Source organism: Microcoleus sp. Pol12A5 (assembly GCF_036701435.1).
Lineage (GTDB): Bacteria > Cyanobacteriota > Cyanobacteriia > Cyanobacteriales > Microcoleaceae > Microcoleus.
In genome coordinates this window covers 64,894-85,403 of record NZ_JAUBQU010000012.1, presented here as the reverse complement: position 1 = coordinate 85,403, position 20,510 = coordinate 64,894, and the positions used below count along the sequence as shown (strand labels likewise).

Below are 20,510 nucleotides of genomic sequence, written 5' to 3'. Positions count from 1 at the left end.
CCGAAGCAGTTTCAAGAGTGTTTTTTGAGTTGGGTAAATTCAATTACCCAAAAATTGGAGCTAGAAGTCATAGCCATCGATGGCAAAACAATGAAACAATCTTATGACCGGAATCAGAGCCAAAAACCGTTACATATAGTCAGCGCATGGTCGGCGTCCCATCAATTAGTTTTAGGGCAAAAAAAAGTCAATAAAAAATCCAACGAAGTGACAGCGATTCCGGCTTTGTTAGAGCTGCTAGAAATTGAAAAAAGCGTAATAACCATCGATGCTATGGGATGTCAGAAAGAAATATCAGCGCTCATAATTAAGAAGAAAGGAGATTATCTTTTAGGGCTAAAGGGAAATCAAAAACTTCTTCATAAAGACGTAAAAAACTGGTTTGAATTAGCTCGCAAAGAAGAGTTTTCTGGCAGAGAGCATAGCTATTATCAACAAATAGAAGCGGGGCATCATCGAGTTGAAAAAAGACAAATTTGGACGGTGGCAGTCTGGGAGTTGCTACCTCTTCATAATCAATCATTATGGGCTGGATGAAAAACGGTTGTGATGGTCGTAAGTGAAAGACGTTTGTGGAATAAAACTACCACAGAAGTTCGGTTTTATTTAAGTAGTTTAGCCAGTAATGCCGAGAAGATTTCTCAAGCAATTCGCAGTCATTGGGGTATTGAAAATAGCTTACATTGGACATTGGATGTTACTTTTTCGCTCAGACAAGAGTCGCATTCGTAAAGATCATTCTCCTGAAAATTTTGCTCTTATACGGCGTTTAGCTGTCAATTTACTGAAACAGGAAAAAGGATTTAAAGGAAGTTTAAAAATGAAGCGGTATCGGGCGGGAATGGATAATAATTATTTAGTTAAAATTTTAGACTCTGCCAGCTAACGCTCGAAAACTAAAACTGATTCCCGATCTAACCCACATTCCGCAGATATTCAAGCAGATTAAATTTCAAAGAAATTTAGAATTGCCAAAACCTCAAATGATTGCATAGCAATCATTTGAGGTTTTTTTAAGGTATAATAATTTGTGCCAGTATAGCAACCTTCAAAACTATGAAAAAGCCCTCTGAAGCTATAAATATCGTAAATTTAGACCATTTGGGAATAGTAGCGGGGATCATAGATGAAATGGAATTGGTAGAAGAAGTTAACAAAAAAGTGGGAATAAAAATTAAAGAAACCCTCAGTCCAGGACAAGTAATGAAAGCAATGATTTTGAACGGATTGGGATTTTTGAGCGCCCCAATCTACCTATTTGACACATTTTTTGTGGGAAAAGCAACAGAACATCTAATTGGAGAAGGAGTGAGACCGGAACAATTAAATGATGACAGAATCGGGAGAGCTTTAGACAAATATCATCAAGCTGGAACCACAAAATTATTCACGGCAATTGCCCTGAAAGCAGCGATGAAATTTCAAGTATCAATGAAAAGCGTTCACCTAGATAGCAGTTCAATATCAGTAGAAGGAGCCTACAAAAACTGTCAGGGAAAAAGCCAGGAAGTTGAGGCAGAATCTGAAGATACAGAATCTTCCATGAAAACGATAAAAATCGTTCATGGTTATTCAAGAGATCGAAGACCGGATCTCAAACAATTTATCATTGATACGATCGTAAGTGGAGATGGAGACGTACCATTATATCTCAAAATAGATGACGGAAACGCCGACGATAAAAGTGTCTTTGTGTCAAGATTGAAAGAGTTTAAAAATCAGTGGACATTTGACGGAATCTGTGTAGCAGATAGTGCCTTATACACAGCGGAAAATTTGTCAGCAATGGCAGAAATGAAATGGATAACCAGAGTGCCATTAAGCATCAAATCAGCTCAAAATAAAATCTGCAACATTGAAGATAGTGACTGGGAAGACTCTCAAATAAAAGGCTATAAAATAGCAACCAGAACCAGTGAGTATGCCAACATCAAGCAAAGATGGCTAGTAATAAAAAGTGAAATCAGAAAACAAGCAGATCTTAAAAAAATAGTCAAGCAAGTAGAGAAACAGTTAGAATCAGCCTAAGCCTCACTGCGTAAGCTATCTATACAAAACTTTGCTTGTCTTGCCGATGCAGAAAATGCAATAAAAAAGTTATCAGACTCATGGAAATATCACCAAATAATAGAAATCAAATCCCAAGAAAAGCCAGTTAAAACAACAAAAAACAAGCTCAAAGAATCGAGAAATACACAGCCAAGAGTCTATCAAGTAACGGGTGAAATAGAACCCCTAATTTCAGCAATCGAAGCGGAAAAAATCAAAGCAGGGAAATTTATATTAGCCACAAATATCTTAGATACTAAAGCAGTGAGCAATTCACAGGTATTATCGGAATACAAAGCACAGCAAAGTAATGAGAGAGGATTTAGATTTATCAAAGATCCGTTATTTTTTACGGCCAGCGTATTCGTGAAAAAGCAGGAGCGAGTTGAAGCAATCGGAATGATAATGGGACTGTGTTTGTTAGTGTATAACCTAGCGCAAAGGAAATTGAGACAACAATTAGAAGCTACCAATGAGCAAGTGAAGAATCAGGTAAAAAAAATGACCAATAAGCCAACAATGCGCTGGATATTTCAGATGTTTCAGGCGGTGCATTTAGTGACGGTAAATGGCTCGAATCAGGTCAGCAATTTAACCCAAGATCACCAAGATATCTTGCGGCATTTAGGAGAGTATTGCTGTCAATACTATTTAATATTTTCAAGTGAATAACGATTGAGTTCGAGGTGTAGATATTTGTGAATAATTTTCATTAATTAGTCAAGACAATTTGCTCTTGGCATAAGTTTTCTTGGTTCAAAATATGAGTAGTCACGATAAAATAGCAACATGAATATATGAGAAAAAGTCAATTATTTCAACTTACTTAGTTTAGGGAAATTTGACAAGCTTCTGTAATGCTAAAACTGCATAATTTCAGCCCAAAAGCGTTTGGCTTCCAAGTTTTCACAACTGATAAAAAAATCCGACCCACATCTGCGGAATGTGGGATCTAAATTGATTCAGTTTTGAGAATTTAGAAGTTCTTAAAGCTCGATTTTAACTGCGTTCATTGCATCAGATTTAAGAGTTTTAAGAATGGTTTTCTCAGAGACTAGCTCATGCACAAATATGATTTTTTGTCAACTTAATTTAGATGCGCTTACCCTGGGTAGGCAATCGAGTTAGATAATACTGATGCTATACCTAACGAAACGAGAAAAGAGATTTTAGCAAAAGAAGGGACTTGGAACTTGATTGTATTGGAAAAAGAACAAGGTGCAACAGTTGTAACAAAAATCCTGCGTCAGGCTATGGAATTGTCATTAGCTGAAGCGATGAAGTTAAAAAAGAAGATGCCTGGTTCTGTTTTTGTCGGAACTAAATGTGAGACCGATCGACTAAGACATCTTTTAGCTGCTGAAGGCTTGAAAGCTTCAATAAGCAAAACAGTAAGTTAGTGCTGCCTGGGGAGTTCTATTAGCTTTAAAGTGCTAATCATCCCTGAAGCTCCAACTAATAACGGCTACCTCCTCAAACCTTATTCTTCCCTCTCCTGCAACCACCGATCGTACAAATCCGATCGGCGCGATCTAGTTCTTTCAATTTGCTGTTCCCTGCGCCAGCGAGCAATTTCTGCGTGATTACCAGACAGCAACACGTCGGGGACCTTCAATCCCCGAAAATCCGCCGGTCGAGTGTACTGGGGATAATCCAAAAGTCCGTCCTCAAAACTCTCAAACTTTAGGGAATCTTCCTTGGCAACAGTTCCCCGCAGCAATCGCAAAACCCCATTTATCAAAGCCAAAGCCGGAATTTCACCCCCCGTGAGTACAAAATCCCCCAAAGATACCTCGCGAGTGACTAAATGCAGCACTCGATCGTCCACACCTTCATAATGACCGCAAATCAACACCAACTGATCGCGATCGACCGCCAACTCCCGAAACATCCCCTGCTGCATCGGTTCCCCCTGGGGAGTCAGCAAAATCACCTCCCGCCGCGGCAAAACCGGCAGCGACTCCACCGCAGCAAAAATCGGTTCCGGCTTCATCAGCATCCCCACTCCGCCCCCGTAAGGCTCGTCATCGACTCGCTGGTGTTTGTCTGTGGTAAAATCGCGGGGATTGACAAAATTCACCTCAGCAATCTTTTTAGCTAAGGCTTTGCCCATCAGTCCCGACTCTAGGGGAGCCCGGAAAAATTCTGGAAATAAGGTAACTACGTCAAAGCGCACAATTATTGGAATTTTATTGATACATCACCTCTAGTTTGACCCTTAGGGGGAGTTCAGTTTTCAGTAATTGCTTTATTCTTTATAATTTCTTATAATTTCTGAAAATTTTTGCAAGTTAAATTCTCTTCCTTTGTCGGCGGGCCCGTTTTGTACAACAATAAATAAGTTTTTCATGACAGCGACTGCAAGCAAACTCGCCGCCAAACCACTGCGGGATCGCGCGATCGGCGATCGCACCTCACTCGCACCAACAAAAATTTATTCTTAAAAAGCCCTATTGTACCCACAGCAACGGCAAAATTGAATTTCACATCCAACAGAGGAAGACACACCATGCAGCAGTTGACATCTCAAGCCCTTGAACATAATATTCCCCAGCGCACGAAAACCTCGATTATGGTCATCGGGGGAGCCGAAGACAAAGTTCACGGGCGAGAGATTTTGAACACCTTTTTTTGCCGTGCTGGGGGTGCAAACGCTCGGCTGGCGATCGTTCCCTGCGCCTCGAGAGATCCCGAAGGAATTAGCAACCGCTACCGCACCATATTTGACGAAATGGGTGTTAGCGCAGTCAAAGTAGTGGACATCCGCGAACGCGAACAAGCCGAAAACCCCGTCTGGAAAGATTACTTAGAAGATTGTACGGGCGTATTCATCACAGGCGGCGACCAACTGAGGCTCTGCGGGCTGCTGGCGGACACCCCGCTGATGGAGAAAATTCGCAAAGAAACTATAGAAGGCAAGATTACCCTCGCCGGTACCAGCGCGGGTGCTGCGGTGATGGGATATCACATGATTGCAGGCGGCGGAAGTGGCGCGTCACCGAACCGCTCTTTAGTAGATATGGCAAACGGACTTAACATTATTCCTGAGATCATCGTAGACCAGCATTTTCACAATCGCAACCGCATGGCTCGCTTGCTGTCGGCGGTGGCAAGCCATCCCGATCGCCTCGCTATTGGTATTGACGAAGACACCTGCGCGTTGTTTGAGGGAGACGATACTATGAAAATTCTCGGTAAAGGCACTGTGACTATCGTTGATTCTAGGGAAAATTTTTATACCAATGAGTCTATGGTAGGAGCGACAGAACCCTTAAGTCTGTTCAATATGCGCTTGCACGTTCTGTGTCATGGAGATTGCTACAATATGCCCCTCGGCAAACCAATGCCATCGGGAGCCTGTTCCGAGTCTGGCTGGCCCCCCGAATGCCGCACAGCCAACTAACGTAGAACATCTCTTGTCATTGATTCGGCAGAAATTAGGCGGCATTCCGGCCGAATCATGGATACAACAATAGAATAGATTCCGAACCAGCCACGGGCTGACCCCAGGAGGCAGAATCACAGAAAATTCTAACTTCGGGCTTTGAGTTTTTGCTAGCCATGGATCTGTACTTGTTTTTAGCAGATCGTAGGGGCATGAATTTTCAATTGGGTAGCTCATAACTGGAAATTCACTCCCAAACTGTTCGTAGCGAACAGTCGATCGAGCAATCTAGATCGAAATTGAATAAATGCTCCAATTATCTATAAGATTTCGCGCCCCATACCCCTCTAAATGCCATGAAAATACTTAAAATCCAGACCTTACGCGGCCCCAACTACTGGAGCATCCGACGCCAGAAACTCGTCCTGATGCGTCTGGATTTAGAGGAGTGGGCAGATAAAAACACCTCGGAAATTCCTGGCTTCTATGAAGGGTTGATCGCCGCACTTCCGAGTTTGAACGACCATCACTGTTCTCCAGGCCATCAGGGAGGATTCCTGCAAAGAGTCAGAGAAGGAACAATGATGGGACACGTAATCGAACACGTGGCCCTAGAACTTCAGGAAATGGCAGGAATGCCGGTCGGGTTCGGTCGCACCCGCGAGACTGCGACCCCAGGCATTTACCAAGTAGTAATCGAGTATCAACACGAACAAGCCGGTCGCTATGCAGCCCGGGCAGGCGTGCGGATGTGCCAAAGCATTGCCGAGACAGGCACTTATCCAGCAGCAGAATTAGTTCAAGATTTGAGAGACCTGAGAGAGTTTGCTGCGTCGGCGGCCCTGGGGCCGAGCACGGAAACACTGATTAAGGAAGCAGAAGCGCGCGGCATTCCTTGGATACCTTTGAGCGCCCGGTTTATGATTCAACTCGGCTACGGGGTTCACCAAAAGCGGATTCAGGCAACTCTGAGCAACCGGACGGGAGTTTTGGGGGTAGAACTTGCCTGTGACAAGGAAGGTACCAAAAATATCCTCGCCAGCGCCGGCGTGCCGGTTCCCAGAGGGACGGTGATTCATTATTTGGATGAACTGCGCGGGGCGATCGAAGATGTCGGCGGTTATCCGATCGTCCTCAAACCCCTAGACGGCAACCACGGCCGCGGCATTACGATCGACATCAATTCCTGGGAAGCAGCAGAAGAAGCCTACGACTTAGCCAGCGCGGCATCAAAAACAAAAAGTGTGATAGTCGAGCGCTATTACGTCGGCCGCGACCACAGAGTATTGGTAGTCAACGGGCAAGTAATAGCAGTCGCAGAACGAGTCCCGGCTAACGTCGTAGGCAACGGCAGGTCTACAGTAGAACAGCTTATTGAAGAAGTAAACCGCGACCCGCAGCGAGGAGACGGACACGACAACGTACTCACCCGGATCACGATCGACAAATTGTCCCTGGATTTGCTGCAAAAACAAGGATACGCGATGGACTCCGTAGTGCCTGCCGGCGAAAGAGTATTTTTGCGCGCGACAGCAAACTTGAGTACCGGTGGAATTGCAGTCGATCGCACCGACGAAATCCACCCGGAAAACGTCTGGCTGTTTTCTAGAGTCGCCAAAATTATCGGTTTGGACATCGCCGGCATTGACGTAGTAACTCCCGACATCTCCCAACCGCTGCGCGATGTCAACGGCGTCATCGTCGAAGTCAACGCAGCACCGGGTTTCAGAATGCACGTCGCCCCGAGTCAGGGTTTGCCCCGCAACGTCGCCGGCGCTGTCTTCGATATGCTTTTCCCCTCGCCTCAACCCAGCCGGGTGCCAATTTTAGCGGTAACGGGAACCAACGGCAAAACTACAACCACTCGCCTGCTTGCCCACATTGTCAAGCAGACCGGTCAGATTACCGGGTACACGACTACCGACGGCACTTACATCGGCGATTATTTGGTCGAAAGCGGAGACAATACCGGGCCGCAGAGTGCTCAATTGATTTTGTCTGACCCGACGGTAGAAGTAGCGGTGCTGGAAACGGCTAGAGGCGGAATTTTGCGATCGGGCCTCGGCTTCGATCAGTGCGATGTCGGCGTCGTCTTGAACGTCGCGGCCGATCACTTGGGAATTGGCGACATCGACACCGTGGAACAATTGGCCAAACTCAAGAGCGTCCTCGTCGAGTCGGTAATGCCCAAAGGCTATGCTGTTTTAAATGCCGACGACCCGCTAGTATCACAAATGGCGCAGCGTGTCAAGGCTCAAATTGCATATTTTTCGATGAACCCGGACAACGAACTGGTTGCCAAACATACCGCTGCAGGCGGGCTGGCAGCGATTTACGAAAATGGGTATTTGTCGATATTGAAAGGCGATTGGACGCTGAGAATTGAGCAGGCTGTGAACGTGCCGCTGACGATGGGCGGGCGCGCGCCGTTTATGATTGCTAATGCTTTAGCAGCTTGTTTGGCGGCTTTTGCCCAAGGAGTGAAAATAGAAGATATTCGATCTGCTTTGTCAAGCTTCCAAGCATCGGTGGGTCAAACTCCCGGACGGATGAATTTGTTTAAATTGGGCAACTATCACGCTTTGCTCGACTACGCCCACAACCCCCACAGCTACAAAGCTTTGGGCAGTTTCGTGCTGAATTGGCAGGGACTGCGGATCGGGGTTGTCGGGGCCCCCGGAGACCGGCGAGATGAAGATTTTGTCACGCTGGGCAAACTTTCGGCCGAGATGTTCGATCGCATTCTTGTCAAGGAAGATATTGACAGGCGCGGGCGAGAACCCGGTGCTGTGGCACAGTTAATTTGCCAGGGAATTGCAGAGGCAATTTCTGCAGGAACCGCAAACAAATCTCAAGTTGAATACGAGTTGATTCTCGACGAAACAACGGCCGTTAACAAGGCTTTAGATGAGGCGCCGGCCGGCAGTTTGGTAGTGATTTTACCTGAAAGTGTCAACAAAGCTTTGAGTTTAATTGAATCTCGGAAACCGATTAAGGAATCTGTGGAAGTTCAAAATGGTTTAGATCGATCGAAGTCACAGGAAAGTTTAAAACCGACTGTGGTGAATCAAGGCTAAACTCTGAAGTTTGATTTCATTACATTATTAATAGGTTGGGTTAACAAAAGGAAACCCAACCTTTTTGCTTTACACAACCGCCGTATTATCTTTCAATATTTTCTCTGTAACCTAAATCAGTTCGCACACAGAATTTTGCGCAAGTTGTGTAGTTTTAAACCCATGAGCAATAGCGTTCCGCAAAGAAAGCGCATTCATTAATAACTGAGATTCGGATTTAGAAATCACACCGCCCTCAACCGTCAGTTGTTTCACTAAATAGGGCTTGCTGAATAAGTCAAGAAAACTCAAAAAAAGTTCGATCGCAAGTTCGAGCAAGCCAACAAGTTAAGTTTTTGTTTGAGTTGGCTGCCGCACACATAATTTTTGATTATCGCTGACCCGCAACCAATTGTTACTGATGAAAATTGACACAAAACAAGCCACAATAATCTTTTCAATCCTGCGACAAGATTCATCAGCAAAAAAGTAATTGCAATCGCTGTTAGAGAGGTATTATCGAGTTTAACCATCACTCGATATAGGCTAAATCTTCTCTTTACTTACCCAAATTTTCCCTCAATTGCTTGGCGGACTCTTTCATCTTCTGCTGCTTGCTTTTTTTTCTCTTTACTGACGTGAGCGGGCGGTCTTCCTAAGGGCGGATAACTCATCCTAATTCCGTTTTTTTTACACGCCCGCTAGATTGTCGAGCGTGCGGTAAATCTTGTCAACGTGAACCGATTCTGGGTAATGTCCTGTGAATTCTTTAAATGATTCTACTTTAGCGATTAAGTCTCCTGATTAATTGAATTTGTCCCAGCTAATTCGATCTAAAAATACATAAACTTCAAAGCTGCTCGCAGATAGTTTAGCTCCAAAATCTGTATGTTTTCCTACTTTTACTCTAACTATAGGACGAACGTGGGCTTGTGTTAAACTTACAATTATATCGTCAACTTTATTTGTCTTGTGTTCGTACATCCATGCTTGTTGTCGGTAAACTTCATGACACACCAGCAGCAGCTTGTATTGCCGTTTACTCAAGTTCTTTAAATTAGCTCCTAACTCGATTAATCTTTCAATATGACAGAGATTTCTTTTGATGTATTGCAGTTGTTTTTTTTATCGCGGTTCTTTTTTTACTCGGCGACGGTCGGGGCTGCTTGGTAATGGATAGGTAGTCTTTACGTGCTTTGTTCCGGTAGGTTCGGGGTTTTTTCTGGCAGAGTTCTTGAATCGATTTATATAGGATATCTACAATCTTTTCTGTTTGCATCCTGGCTCGATCGAGAATGCTGATGTCTGTGGGATAGGTAATATCGGCGCTGGCACAGGTCGCATCTAACAGTAATTTTCCTCGGAGTACACTGTCACTCGGTTCTTCTGGTTCTTTTTTATTTGATTCAGATTGAGGGGTGGTTGCTTCTCGGAGCTTTTTCACCATTTTTTGATTCAGTTTATTGACCAGATTGATACTTATTCTGTGTCTAAAATGAACCAATAGAGAGGCATCAAACGGGATTTCATTGCTGTAAGATGAGAGACCAATAAAGTATTGTAGGTATGGGTTTTCCCGTATTTGTTCTACCGCGAGCGCGATCGCTGGTTCCTAATTTTTATTTGATGATTAATGCCCCCAATGCCATCCGAAAAGATTTAGCGGGTGCTCCTATAGATGAGGCAAAATTTTGAGCATATTCTGATTCAAATTCCGACGCCCGGAATAAGTTGGGCCATCGTTACCCAACGGTTGTCTGAGGCTAATTTTCCACCATGAGGAAAATTAAAGCTTTCTGGTAGGGTGCTATCTGGGTCAAGTTTTCGGTACACGAGTGTCAACGGTGGTGCAAGGGTTCTGTGCCATTTTATCTGTTTTCCTTGCACCTGAGTCTCGTTCTGCCGATCGACACTCAGGCAGCGCCACCTGATGGCGCTTATTCAGCAAGCCCTACCTACTTTCACATTGCTCAAAGCTGGAATATCAATGAATCGACTGCGTTCCGGATCGTGAGGCACGTAGAGGATACATTGATTCGTTCAGGTCGGTTTAGCTTACCCGGAAAGAAAGCACTGCGACAACCTGACTCAGTTTTAGAAGTGGTTGTGGTCGATGTGACCGAAAGTCGGCGTTGCTGAATACAAGTATGAATTCAAGTTTTCGGAATGGCTATAAGCCAAGTAGAGTGAGTTTTGTAACATCAAGTGAAAAGTTTATTCATACGCCAGAATCAGCAACGCCCGAAAGTCCAGTCGAGCGTCCAAAAAAAAACAACGACAAGTGTTTTCGGGCAAAAAAAAAGTATCACACCTTGAAGTCACCATTAGTGGTCAATCAAAAGACGGGAGCAATTATCTGCATAGCTCATGGTAAAGGCAGAAGGCATTCCTGGTGACTATTCAAGACGAGTAAAGTCAGGTTAGCCACTACAATGAAGCTTTGGCGTGACAAGGGTTATCAAGGAATTGGGAAACTTCTTGCCAATAGTCAGATCCCTACTAAAAAGTCCAAAAGCTCTAATTTATCTAAGGTTCGACGGCAGGAAAACCGTACTCTGGCAACTCAACGTATTGTCATTGAACACGTCAATCGGAAACTGAAAATTTTTCGTATTCTGTCGGAACATTACCGAAATCGCCGACGTAGATTTGGTTTACGCTTCAACCTGATTGCAGGTATCTATAACTATGAACTTAACCTTTCAGAATGACTTTTGCAAGAGGTCTATTCATCACTAAAAAAGTGATGGTTATGACAGTTTGAGCCGTATCTGCTAGTTTAGCCATGACTCGACCGATACTAAATCTCCGTTTCCCTTCTCCAAATTTACCCTCAATCGCATTCCTAATTTTCTCATCTTCTGAGGCTTGCTTTTGCACTTATTTACTCACATTTAATGGTGGTCTTCCTAGCGGCGGTCTACTGATTCTGATTCCTCTTTCTTTGCACCAAGCTCGGTTCTCTCTGGTTCGATAAATACGATCGGAATGAACGGATTCTGGATAAAATTCTGTGAATTCTTTGTAAGCTTCTACTTGGGCTTTTAAATCCACTGATTCGTTAAAATTATCCCAACTCATCCGGTATAAAAATACATATCCTTCAAAGCAACTCGCTGACAGTTTTGCTCGCCTCTCTACGCTTTTTTCGGCTTTCCCTCTGACTGTGGGACGGATGTGGGGTTGGCTTAAACTTACTCTTCTATCCTCTATGCTCTGCTTGTTATTTTCAAATAACCACTGTTGTTGGCGATAGACTTCTGTGAGGACTAGCAAAGTTTTATATTGCTTTTTATTCAAACATTCTAAGCTCGCACCTGAATCAATTAGCTGTTCAATATGAGCGAAGTTTTTTTTTAATATATTGGAGTTTTTTTTTAATTGCTTGTGTGTTTTTTTTTCGTAATGGTCTTATTTGTTTTGCTATTAATAAGTAATCTTTTCGGGCGAGATTACGGTAAGTTCTTGGTTTTTTCAGGATTTGACCTTTGAGCGGTTTATAGAGAATATCTATGATTTTTTCGGTGTAAACTCGGGTTCCGTTTAATAGTCCTAAGTCGCTCGGATAGCTAATGTCCGCTGGGGCACAGGTTGCATCTACGATCAACTTTCCTCGATTGAGTGACTCATTTTTGCGTCCGAATTCTTTTTTTTTCGGTTTTGACGCTCGCTCGGTGATGGAGCGCATTTTTTCGACCATGCGTTCGTTCACTTTATTAATTAAGTTCGGACTAATTCTTTGGCGAAAGTGAACCAATAGTAATGGGTCAAATGCGAGTTCATTAAGCTCTGCTTGATTGACCGATAAAGTATTGTAGATAGGGGTTTTCCCGGATCTGTTCTACCGTTTCGCGATCGCTAATTCCTAATTTTTCTTTGATGATTAATGCCCCCAATGCCATCCTAAACGATTTGGCTGGTGCCCCCATTTCTGTGGGGAAGTTTTTAGCATATTCTGCTTCAAATTCTGACCACGGGATGAGTTGGGCGATTTTTACCCAACGGTTATCTGGTGACAACCTTCCACATGAGGGGAGTTCAAAGTCGGAGGGTGAGGGGGGAGCAAGCTCAGCTTTTCTGTACACGAGCGTACTGGGTAATGCAAAGGTTTTGTACTATTTTACCTGTTTATCTTGCACACTTTTCTCTATCGCACGATCGCATAACCTGGCCGTGTAAGCTTTCTGCACTTATCCAGCAAGCCCCAAGTAGAAGCTTACAAAGAATTCACAGAATTTTATCCCGAATCGGTTCATGTAGAAAATATTTATCGAACCAGAGAGAACCGAGCTTGGTGCAAAGAAAGAGGAATCAGAACCAGTGGACCGCTGTTAGGAAGACCACCATTAAATGTGAGCAAAGAAGTGCAAAAGCAAGCCTCAGAAAATGAGAAAATTAGGAATGCGATTGAGGGTAAATTTGGAGAAGGGAAACGGAGATTTAGTATCGGTCGAGTCATGGCTAAACTAGCAGATACGGCTCAAACTGTCATAGCCATCACTTTTTTAGTGATGAATCTGTCTCGGATACTGAGAAAGATTTTTTGGGAGTTTTTTGTCCAATTTTTCCCAAACATAACTTTTGGGGCTGGGATGATTAAGAAAAATAATCGCTGGGTTAATGAGGGATAAAAAAGCTTATTAATCATTGTTACTTCATTACCTCATTCATCCTTGTGTTCCTCTTGGGTCACTTTTTCACCAAGCCCTAATTAAGCATCTAAATAGGTTATTGGGTAACCGTGAAATCCTTGCAGTGTAAGCGTCCTCGCTTGCTAGAATATACATTTTAAATGCGTAAGAGGTTAGCTAAGAATTATTGACAGTCGCTAAAAATTGCTTTTTCCACTCATTAATGGCTGTTAAAGGGATTTTTAGTAAAGTTTGTTTTTTAGTATTAATCCAATTAGCCACACTGTTTAAATCATTTCTTTGTACGACTGGCAAATTAGTATCTTTAGAAATTTCTGTAGCGCGATTATCAACTGACAGAATTAAAGTTCTCCTTTTATATTGTAAAGCTCTAATCCCAGCGTGTAATCGTGTCCCTACATAATCAACGGGATACTGAGACAAAGCGCTATCTAAAGCTGATAAGCTAGGATTAAGATAAATCGCTCGCTCGCCACATATATCTTTCATGTACTGATAATCTTTGGGCTGTTGGGTCCAGTAATAAATTAACTTATATTCCTGTTTCAGTAATTCCACTAACTGCTTATCAAAACTAGGATTTTGATTATACTCAGTAAAAGTAACTAATACTGACTCTGCTTTACCTTGAGGAATTTGGACACAATGTTCCTCTGTTAATTTCCACATAGTAGGACAAGCAGTATTAATTACATTATTAATCCCGATCGCTTTTAGCTGTTTTTCTGTGTAACTGTCTCTCACTGAGTGCAGATATTCTTTATTTAATAGCCGTTTATACAAAATTTTGGTATATAAATTAGGCTGATTTTGGTATTGCCACCATCCCACACCCATTAGGGTAATATCTGTAATAAATAGAGAGTCCATTAAATTGACCTTCCATTGATTATAGGAGTTCATGTTAGAAGACAATAAATTAGTACCACCGACAAAAATTAAACTGCTTTTTCTCATCAAGCGGTAAGAATCGCTCGATATGACATCATGGGTAGGAAAATTAATAAATAGTCGATCGGGAAACATCTCATATAAAATGCTATTCACTGCATCCATAATGATCTGGTCTCCTAAATTAGAGCTACAGATTGAGGTATCCAAGATTGAGATAGTTTTCATAGCCTATTTTTTATTAAGTAGAGTAAGTTGACAGTGATATTTCGTATCATTTCATTACGATTCGCCAAAATCATTTTAACCAAAGTTTATCGGGAATTTTTTTTAAGTGTTTTATCACCTTATCAATCAAACTCTCATGGCTGATAAATAGTTTTTTAAACATTAATCTATCGTACTCTCGATCGGCCATCAGATTATCATTGATTTCAAGAGGAAACCTTAAATCTAATTGTTTCATTTCTGCTATTTCCTTATTGAGAGTTCCAGTATGAGTAGCTGCTAACCCAAAACCTAAATTAGCCACCAAATTGACACAAGGCACGATCGACAAGCCCCCTTGAGCCAAGCGAGCAAAACTCCATTGAAAATCCCACGTATCTACCTTACCCTGAAAAGTATTTTCCAAATCCCGCGCTCTAATTTTATACTGAGCCTCATCAGCCAGTATAGCTTTAATTTTTGCTTTCACGTCAGGATTGCTCCAAGCCTGCATATTAATATCATAAAATTGCCATGCCCTCTGCCAAGAAGCCCAGCCCCAAATACCTCCATAATAAGAAAAATGATAACTTTGCCTATCGGATTTCCATTCCTCCAAATAATTAGTCCCACTAATCATCATTACCCTGGGTTCATTTCTATATAAATCCAGCATTTCTTCACAAAATTGAAAAAAAGATGGATTGGGCAAGCAATCATCTTCGACAAGAATTGCTTCTTCTACTGTATTAAATACCCAATCTAACCCACTAGCTACCCTGTGCTTACAGCCCATATTAGCCTCAGCATAATTTTTATAAACTTGACAATCCCAGTCCACTTTTTCAATTATGGCCCTTACCTCAGCACATTTTTCAGCTTCCTCTGGCTTATCAGAGCGTGGTCCATCAACCACAAGTAGAAGTTTGGGCGGTTTAACTTCCCGAATCGCTGCAAATACCCTCTCTGTTGTATGAGGGCGATTAAATCCAAAAAAAGCCACAGGTGTTTTCATATATTAAACTCCAACTTATCATCCTTTTTGTTTTCACTACGCCTAGACTGCTTGCTCAACATTTACCAAGTTTGGCTCTCAGTAGTTCTATTCTGCCTTTTAATCCTGCTTTAGCATAGTGGATCATAGCCAGTAAACTAGGGATTATACTTTCACCTTTGGATTTGTAGGGATAGGAGTTAGGTTAAACCCCACCTACAAATCTCATCAGTTGTTCTAGCAAAGGAGCTAACCTAAGCGAGTAATAATACTCATTTAGGTTAAACGAATCGTAGGGTATTTGAAATTTTAGAATACATAGTGGTAAAAGTTGTAGTTAGGGTGATTGGTATAAATCCTGCATAAGTGCTAATCTTTATGATATACTATAAATCATTACTACTTTGGCTAGATTGCAAAAAGTTCAAAAAATGTATTATTTTTTGGTAAAATTTTTAAATTGCCGATGTTAGACAAGTTGGCTGGTATGGGTCAAAAGCTTGGTCCGGGTCTGCGCCAGGTACTCAGCAACATAGCTTGGCTGTTCACTGACCAAATCTTGCAGATGGGTCTAGGTCTGGTTGTAGGCCTTTGGGTGGCTCGCTATCTTGGTCCCACACAATTTGGATTGCTCAACTACGCGATCGCCTTTGTGTCGCTGTTTAGTTCGGTAGCAACTATGGGCTTGGGTACTCTGGTAGTGAGGAATATCGCTCGCGACCCAGAATGCAAAAATGAAACCCTGGGAACTGCTTTCGGACTGCAATTTACTGGTGGCTGCATCACTTTGGTGTTAACTGTCACCGTGATTGCGCTACTCAAGCCCAACGACACTCTGACTCGGTGGCTGGTAGGTATCATCGCAGCAGGAACTATATTTAATGCTTTTGAGGCTATCAATTTTTGGTTTCAGTCCCAAATCCAGTCAAAATATACAGTGTTGGCTAAAAATTCGATATGTTTTTTAGTTGCTGCTGTCAGAATTGGGTTAGTGACAATTAAAGCCCCCCTGCTTGCCTTCGCCTGGGTTCGATTGGCAGAGGTAGCATTGGTAGGAATGGCTTATGTATATTTTTATAAGCTTACTGGCAATAAAATTAAGGATTGGCAATTCAGTTGGGATCGGTGTAAGGAACTGCTATCAGAGAGTTGGCCGATAATTTTATCGGGATTGGCAATTTATCTGTACTCAAAAACCGATCAGATCATGCTCGGTGCGATGAATAAAAATGCTGAACTGGGCTATTATGCTGCCGCTGTTAAAATTTCTGAAATCTGCGATTTCTTGCCGATGATTTTATCAAGCTCTATTTTTCCCAAATTAGCGAATTTGAGAAAGACAAATTATGAAGAATATCTAAATAAATTTCAAATTTACTCGGATATTATGATATTTTTATGGTTGGGAGTGGCCATACCGATATCATTACTTTCTCCATGGATAGTGCATCTGCTTTACGGTGAAAACTATGCGAAGTCAGCAGCGGTACTCTCACTATATGTTTGGGCCCAATTTGGCAGTAACTTTGGAGTAGCACGGAGTACATATTTGAACATAGAAGCTCAGTTGCGCTACGGTCTTTACTTGACTGTAGTCGGCTCTATTTTTAATGTAGCGTTGAACTTTTGGCTGATTCCAAAGTATGGAGCTTTTGGAGCAACAATGGCTACTCTGATAACTTATTTTTACGTGATTATATTAGTCAATTTCCTGATTAAGGAATTGCGCCCCTTCGCAAATTTCATCTGGCGATCCCTTAACTTATACAAGGCAGCTTGTAGAATCAGAGGATTAGTAAAGTGATTCAAATTAAACCTAAAATCGAACAGCGCTCCAATTGCCCCTATTGCGGGACGCAACTCAATACCAAAAATATTTTGTGGCAAGGGATACATATTCTTCTGGACTGTAAGTGCGGGGGATGTGGCAGCGAAATAATCGACGAGTTGAGAGTAGGTCATGGAGTGAACAACTACCTTCAAGTTAATTTAATCAAAAAAGAAATTTTTGCGGCGGTTCCTTACAGAAAAGAATGGTTAGGCAAACCATTACTCAATTCACTCCAAAATCCTCAATCAGATAAACTTGAGATAGTCAAGGAAATTTTTAAACCTTGCAATCGGGCAATTATCTTAAACTGTATCGATCATCTTTACGGTCACTCTCTGCTCAAGTTGCTAAATGCACAAAGGCACTTAGAATGCAACTCTGACTGCGGGTTAGTTGTGATAGTTCCTAAGTTTCTAAGGTGGATGGTTCCTGATGAAGTTGCAGAAGTCTGGACAGTACCTGTTTCTTTAAAAAATGGTCAAACTTACTATCCTAGCTTCGCCGAGTTTGTTGAGGAAGAAACTAAACGCTTTGATGAAATTTATGTCAGTGAAGCCCATTCTCATCCTAGTCAGTTTGACATCACGCGGTTTACTAGAGTCCCCAAACACAAATTTAATGAACCAGAAACAAGAATTACTTTTATTTGGCGGGAAGATCGTTTATTAGTTAACAGTGGGCTGTTCCGAGTTCTGAAAAAGCTAAATCAACGAGAAAGGGCATTGCCATTGCAAAATTTTAAAATTCAGCAGTTATTTGAGAAAATCAGGTTGCAAGTACCAGAAGCAAAATTTGCAGTAGCTGGTTTGGGGACAAAAACTAATTTCCCAGAATGGATTGAAGATTACAGAGTGGATAGTTTTAATGAAAAAGTTGAAAAGGAAATATGCCGTGTTTATTCACACAGCCGCTTAGTAATTGGTCTTCACGGCTCTAATATGTTGCTACCTTCTGCTCATGCTGGTATGACAATTGATTTGATTGATGAGCGTTGGGGGAACTTTGCCCAAGATATTTTATACCAAGAAAGTGACCCGAGAATGGCTAGTTTTCGCTATAGATTTTTGCCCTATCAGACTAGCAATGATACACTGGCATTCATAGCGGCTGTAATGCTTCAGAAGTGGTTTAACTTTAAATCACAGATGACTGCTGATCTGGTTAATTCAGATGTAGAAGACTACTAGGAAAAGTAGAGTCGAAGAAATGTTCAATTACCAAATCCAAACACCCATCGCTTTTATCATCTTCAAACGTCTAGATACAACGGCTAGAGTATTTGAGGCAATTCGTCAGGCAAAACCTCCCAAATTGCTAGTAATTGCTGACGGCCAATGTCCAGATAGGCCTGAAGAAGATCAAAAATGTGCGGCCGCTAGAGCTATTATTGACCAAGTAGATTGGGACTGCGAAGTTTTGAAGAATTACGCATACGTAAATCTCGGTTGTCGCCTGCGGGTGTCTAGCGGTATGAATTGGGTATTTGATCGAGTTGAAGAGGCAATTATTCTTGAGGATGACTTATCCCTCCTCCTACTTTTTTCCGCTTCGCTGAAGAATTGCTGGAGCGTTACCGAGACGCTCAGCGGATTCTGTCAATCTCTGGTCAAAATGTTCAGTTTTGGCGAAAAAAAACTGATTATAGTTACTACTTTTCTCGCTATAATCACTGCTGGATTTGGGCGAGTTGGACGCGAGCTTGGCAGCATTATGATTTAGATATGAAGTTATGACCGGAAATTCGGGATGGTAATTTTTTGATGAATATACTGGGAGACTCCAATGCTGGAAAAGTTGGGAAAAATATTTTTCAGGTTTGTTATGAAAACAAATTACAGAGTTTGGCTGGTCAGTGGACATTTGCTAACTTTATTCAAAATGGTATGAAGATTCTTGCGAATGTTAATTTAGCGTCTAATATCGGACATGGTGTAGGGGGAACTAATACGGAGGATGTCAACAGTCGTTATAGTAATATGCCTGTAGAAGCTATAACATTTCCAATGAAACACCCGCCTTTGGCAATTAGGGATACGCAAGCAGATAATTTTACACAAAAAAAATATTTGATTACGATCCGCAGTTCTTAAAAAAGTGCAAAAAAAAGGAGATAAACTTTTGAAACAATTCCGATAAAGTCACCTATAAATCTAGAGGAGAGGCAGGAGAAATGAAGGTTGTACTTCTCAATAGTTCTGATAGTGAAGGGGGGGCTGCCCGCGCCGCTTATCGGCTGCACCAAGGTTTCCAGGGGATTGGTGTGTCTTCGCAAATGCTGGTAAAAAATAAGAGTAGTGGGGATCGCAATGTAATTTCGTCACCAAATAGTATTGGGGCTAAGTTTGACAAGATGATATCAACTTTATCTAATGCACCATTGCGGCTCTACCCTCAGAGAAACCCCGTTATATTTTCTACAGAATTGCTGCCAGATTCTCTATCGGATAGACTAGGGGTACTCGCTCCTGATATTATTAATTTACACTGGGTTTGTGGGGGTTATTTACAAGTAGAAAGTATTCCCAAGTTTAAGCAACCCTTAGTTTGGACGCTGCATGATATGTGGCCTTTTACAGGTGGCTGTCACTACAGTGAAGATTGCAATCGCTACACTCAATCTTGTGGTAGCTGTCCCCAACTTCAGAGTAAGAAAGATTCGGATCTGTCGCGGTGGGTGTGGCAGCGGAAAGCTAAAGCTTGGGATAAGCTTAACCTAACTTTGGTTAGTCCTAGTATTTGGTTAGCGAAATGCGCTCATTCTAGTTCTTTATTCAAAGATTTTCGAGTTGAAATAATTCCTAATGGCATCGATACTCACAAGTACAAACCCATAAATCGTCAGTGGGCGCGAGAAATCCTGAATTTGCCTCAAGATAAGCAAATTGTACTCTTTGGAGGTGCAGGTGGAATGGGCGATCGCTGGAAAGGATTTAACTTGCTCGTACCCGCTTTACAAAGCCTTAGTAAATCAGGCTGGAAAGATCGGATAGAGTTGCTGGTTTTTGGCTCTTCTGAACCAGAAAATCCCATTGAACTTGGTTTTAAAACTCACTATTTGGGGAGACTCGCCGATGATATTGCCCTAGCCACTGTTTATGCAGCAGCAGATATTTTTGTCGCCCCTTCCGTGATAGATAACTTGCCAAATACAGTCATGGAAGCTCTTGCTTGCGGCATCCCCTGCGTCGCATTTAATATTGGGGGACTGCCCGATATGATCGAACACTGCTCAAATGGCTATTTAGCTAAACCTTATGAAACAGAAGACTTAGCGCGAGGAATTGCTTGGGTTTTAGAAGATCCCAATCGACATCAAAAACTCTGTATTCGCGCCCGCCAGAAAGTGGAACAAGAATTCACCTTGGAGATACAAGCAAATCGCTATTTGTCTGTTTTTAACGAGGTTCTGTCAACTCCCAAGTAAAGATAAAAATCTAATTTTATT

The 20,510-nt window shown here is 42.2% G+C and carries 12 protein-coding genes and 6 pseudogenes; 13 read left to right on the top strand and 5 right to left on the bottom strand.

The window, feature by feature from the left end; all coding sequences use genetic code 11:
• The first annotated feature begins 24 nt into the window (after window positions 1-24).
• The 3 genes and pseudogenes from QUA45_RS05620 (at window position 25) to QUA45_RS05610 (ending at window position 3,449) form a co-directional block, all read left to right on the top strand.
• Window positions 25-732, top strand: a pseudogene (locus QUA45_RS05620) (ISAs1 family transposase).
• 324 nt (window positions 733-1,056) lie between these two features.
• Window positions 1,057-2,721, top strand: a pseudogene (locus tag QUA45_RS05615) (IS1634 family transposase).
• Between the two features lie 530 nt (window positions 2,722-3,251).
• The gene (locus QUA45_RS05610) at window positions 3,252-3,449 is read left to right on the top strand and encodes a hypothetical protein (RefSeq protein WP_333219872.1); all 198 of its coding nucleotides are present in this window, start codon (window positions 3,252-3,254) and stop codon (window positions 3,447-3,449) included.
• 80 nt (window positions 3,450-3,529) lie between these two features.
• On the opposite strand, the gene trmD is transcribed toward QUA45_RS05610, so the two are convergent.
• The gene (gene trmD / locus QUA45_RS05605) at window positions 3,530-4,225 is read right to left on the bottom strand and encodes a tRNA (guanosine(37)-N1)-methyltransferase TrmD (RefSeq protein WP_333097652.1); all 696 of its coding nucleotides are present in this window, start codon (window positions 4,223-4,225) and stop codon (window positions 3,530-3,532) included.
• A 333-nt stretch (window positions 4,226-4,558) separates the two neighbouring features.
• Here trmD and QUA45_RS05600 point away from each other — a divergent pair, with 333 nt between their 5' ends.
• Window positions 4,559-5,452, top strand: a complete 894-nt coding sequence (locus QUA45_RS05600) for a cyanophycinase (RefSeq protein WP_333071386.1) — start codon at window positions 4,559-4,561, stop codon at window positions 5,450-5,452.
• Window positions 5,453-5,790: 338 nt separating this feature from the next.
• Window positions 5,791-8,511, top strand: a complete 2,721-nt coding sequence (gene cphA, locus QUA45_RS05595; RefSeq protein ID WP_333097649.1) for a cyanophycin synthetase — start codon at window positions 5,791-5,793, stop codon at window positions 8,509-8,511.
• A 287-nt stretch (window positions 8,512-8,798) separates the two neighbouring features.
• On the opposite strand, the pseudogene QUA45_RS05590 reads toward cphA, so the two are convergent.
• Window positions 8,799-10,323: pseudogene (locus QUA45_RS05590) on the bottom strand (IS5 family transposase).
• 120 nt (window positions 10,324-10,443) lie between these two features.
• Here QUA45_RS05590 and QUA45_RS05585 point away from each other — a divergent pair.
• Together QUA45_RS05585 and QUA45_RS29095 are read left to right on the top strand one after the other, a co-directional pair.
• A pseudogene (locus QUA45_RS05585) lies at window positions 10,444-10,611 on the top strand (transposase family protein); the annotation flags it as partial.
• Window positions 10,612-10,922: 311 nt separating this feature from the next.
• Window positions 10,923-11,201, top strand: coding sequence for a transposase family protein (locus QUA45_RS29095; RefSeq protein ID WP_445304949.1), 279 nt, complete (start codon window positions 10,923-10,925; stop codon window positions 11,199-11,201).
• 16 nt (window positions 11,202-11,217) lie between these two features.
• Here the strand turns inward: QUA45_RS29095 and QUA45_RS05580 are convergent.
• A pseudogene (locus tag QUA45_RS05580) lies at window positions 11,218-12,575 on the bottom strand (IS5 family transposase); the annotation flags it as partial.
• A 114-nt stretch (window positions 12,576-12,689) separates the two neighbouring features.
• Here QUA45_RS05580 and QUA45_RS05575 point away from each other — a divergent pair.
• A pseudogene (locus QUA45_RS05575) lies at window positions 12,690-13,121 on the top strand (transposase); the annotation flags it as partial.
• Window positions 13,122-13,298: 177 nt separating this feature from the next.
• Here the strand turns inward: QUA45_RS05575 and QUA45_RS05570 are convergent.
• Both QUA45_RS05570 and QUA45_RS05565 read right to left on the bottom strand, forming a co-directional pair.
• On the bottom strand, window positions 13,299-14,261 hold the full coding sequence (locus QUA45_RS05570; RefSeq protein WP_333097648.1) for a polysaccharide pyruvyl transferase family protein: 963 nt from the start codon (window positions 14,259-14,261) through the stop codon (window positions 13,299-13,301).
• A 70-nt stretch (window positions 14,262-14,331) separates the two neighbouring features.
• Window positions 14,332-15,255, bottom strand: a complete 924-nt coding sequence (locus QUA45_RS05565) for a glycosyltransferase family 2 protein (RefSeq protein WP_333219870.1) — start codon at window positions 15,253-15,255, stop codon at window positions 14,332-14,334.
• A 445-nt stretch (window positions 15,256-15,700) separates the two neighbouring features.
• Between QUA45_RS05565 and QUA45_RS05560 the strand changes: the two genes are divergently transcribed.
• The 5 genes from QUA45_RS05560 (at window position 15,701) to QUA45_RS05540 (ending at window position 20,489) form a co-directional block, all read left to right on the top strand.
• Window positions 15,701-17,038 carry a flippase gene (locus tag QUA45_RS05560; protein ID WP_333097645.1) on the top strand — a complete coding sequence of 446 codons (1,338 nt, stop codon included), beginning with the start codon at window positions 15,701-15,703 and terminating at the stop codon, window positions 17,036-17,038.
• Window positions 17,035-18,252: a hypothetical protein gene (locus tag QUA45_RS05555; protein ID WP_333219869.1), complete on the top strand. Its 1,218-nt coding sequence runs from the start codon at window positions 17,035-17,037 to the stop codon at window positions 18,250-18,252. Before QUA45_RS05560 ends, QUA45_RS05555 begins: the two co-directional genes overlap by 4 nt.
• 19 nt (window positions 18,253-18,271) lie before the next feature.
• Window positions 18,272-18,784 carry a hypothetical protein gene (locus QUA45_RS05550; protein ID WP_333219867.1) on the top strand — a complete coding sequence of 171 codons (513 nt, stop codon included), beginning with the start codon at window positions 18,272-18,274 and terminating at the stop codon, window positions 18,782-18,784.
• A 41-nt stretch (window positions 18,785-18,825) separates the two neighbouring features.
• The gene (locus tag QUA45_RS05545) at window positions 18,826-19,155 is read left to right on the top strand and encodes a hypothetical protein (protein ID WP_333097642.1); all 330 of its coding nucleotides are present in this window, start codon (window positions 18,826-18,828) and stop codon (window positions 19,153-19,155) included.
• Window positions 19,156-19,235: 80 nt separating this feature from the next.
• Window positions 19,236-20,489, top strand: coding sequence for a glycosyltransferase family 4 protein (locus QUA45_RS05540; protein ID WP_333097641.1), 1,254 nt, complete (start codon window positions 19,236-19,238; stop codon window positions 20,487-20,489).
• Window positions 20,490-20,510 lie beyond the last annotated feature (21 nt).

Bases quoted from the DNA above. Each gene is read 5' to 3' on its own strand.
- QUA45_RS05600 (WP_333071386.1), top strand. From the start codon at position 4,559: ATGCAGCAGTTGACATCTCAAGCCCTTGAACATAATATTCCCCAGCGC.
- cphA (WP_333097649.1), top strand. From the start codon at position 5,791: ATGAAAATACTTAAAATCCAGACCTTACGCGGCCCCAACTACTGGAGC.
- QUA45_RS29095 (WP_445304949.1), top strand. From the start codon at position 10,923: ATGAAGCTTTGGCGTGACAAGGGTTATCAAGGAATTGGGAAACTTCTT.
- QUA45_RS05570 (WP_333097648.1), bottom strand. From the start codon at position 14,261: ATGAAAACTATCTCAATCTTGGATACCTCAATCTGTAGCTCTAATTTA.
- QUA45_RS05565 (WP_333219870.1), bottom strand. From the start codon at position 15,255: ATGAAAACACCTGTGGCTTTTTTTGGATTTAATCGCCCTCATACAACA.
- QUA45_RS05560 (WP_333097645.1), top strand. From the start codon at position 15,701: ATGTTAGACAAGTTGGCTGGTATGGGTCAAAAGCTTGGTCCGGGTCTG.
- QUA45_RS05550 (WP_333219867.1), top strand. From the start codon at position 18,272: ATGTTCAATTACCAAATCCAAACACCCATCGCTTTTATCATCTTCAAA.
- QUA45_RS05545 (WP_333097642.1), top strand. From the start codon at position 18,826: ATGAATATACTGGGAGACTCCAATGCTGGAAAAGTTGGGAAAAATATT.
- QUA45_RS05540 (WP_333097641.1), top strand. From the start codon at position 19,236: ATGAAGGTTGTACTTCTCAATAGTTCTGATAGTGAAGGGGGGGCTGCC.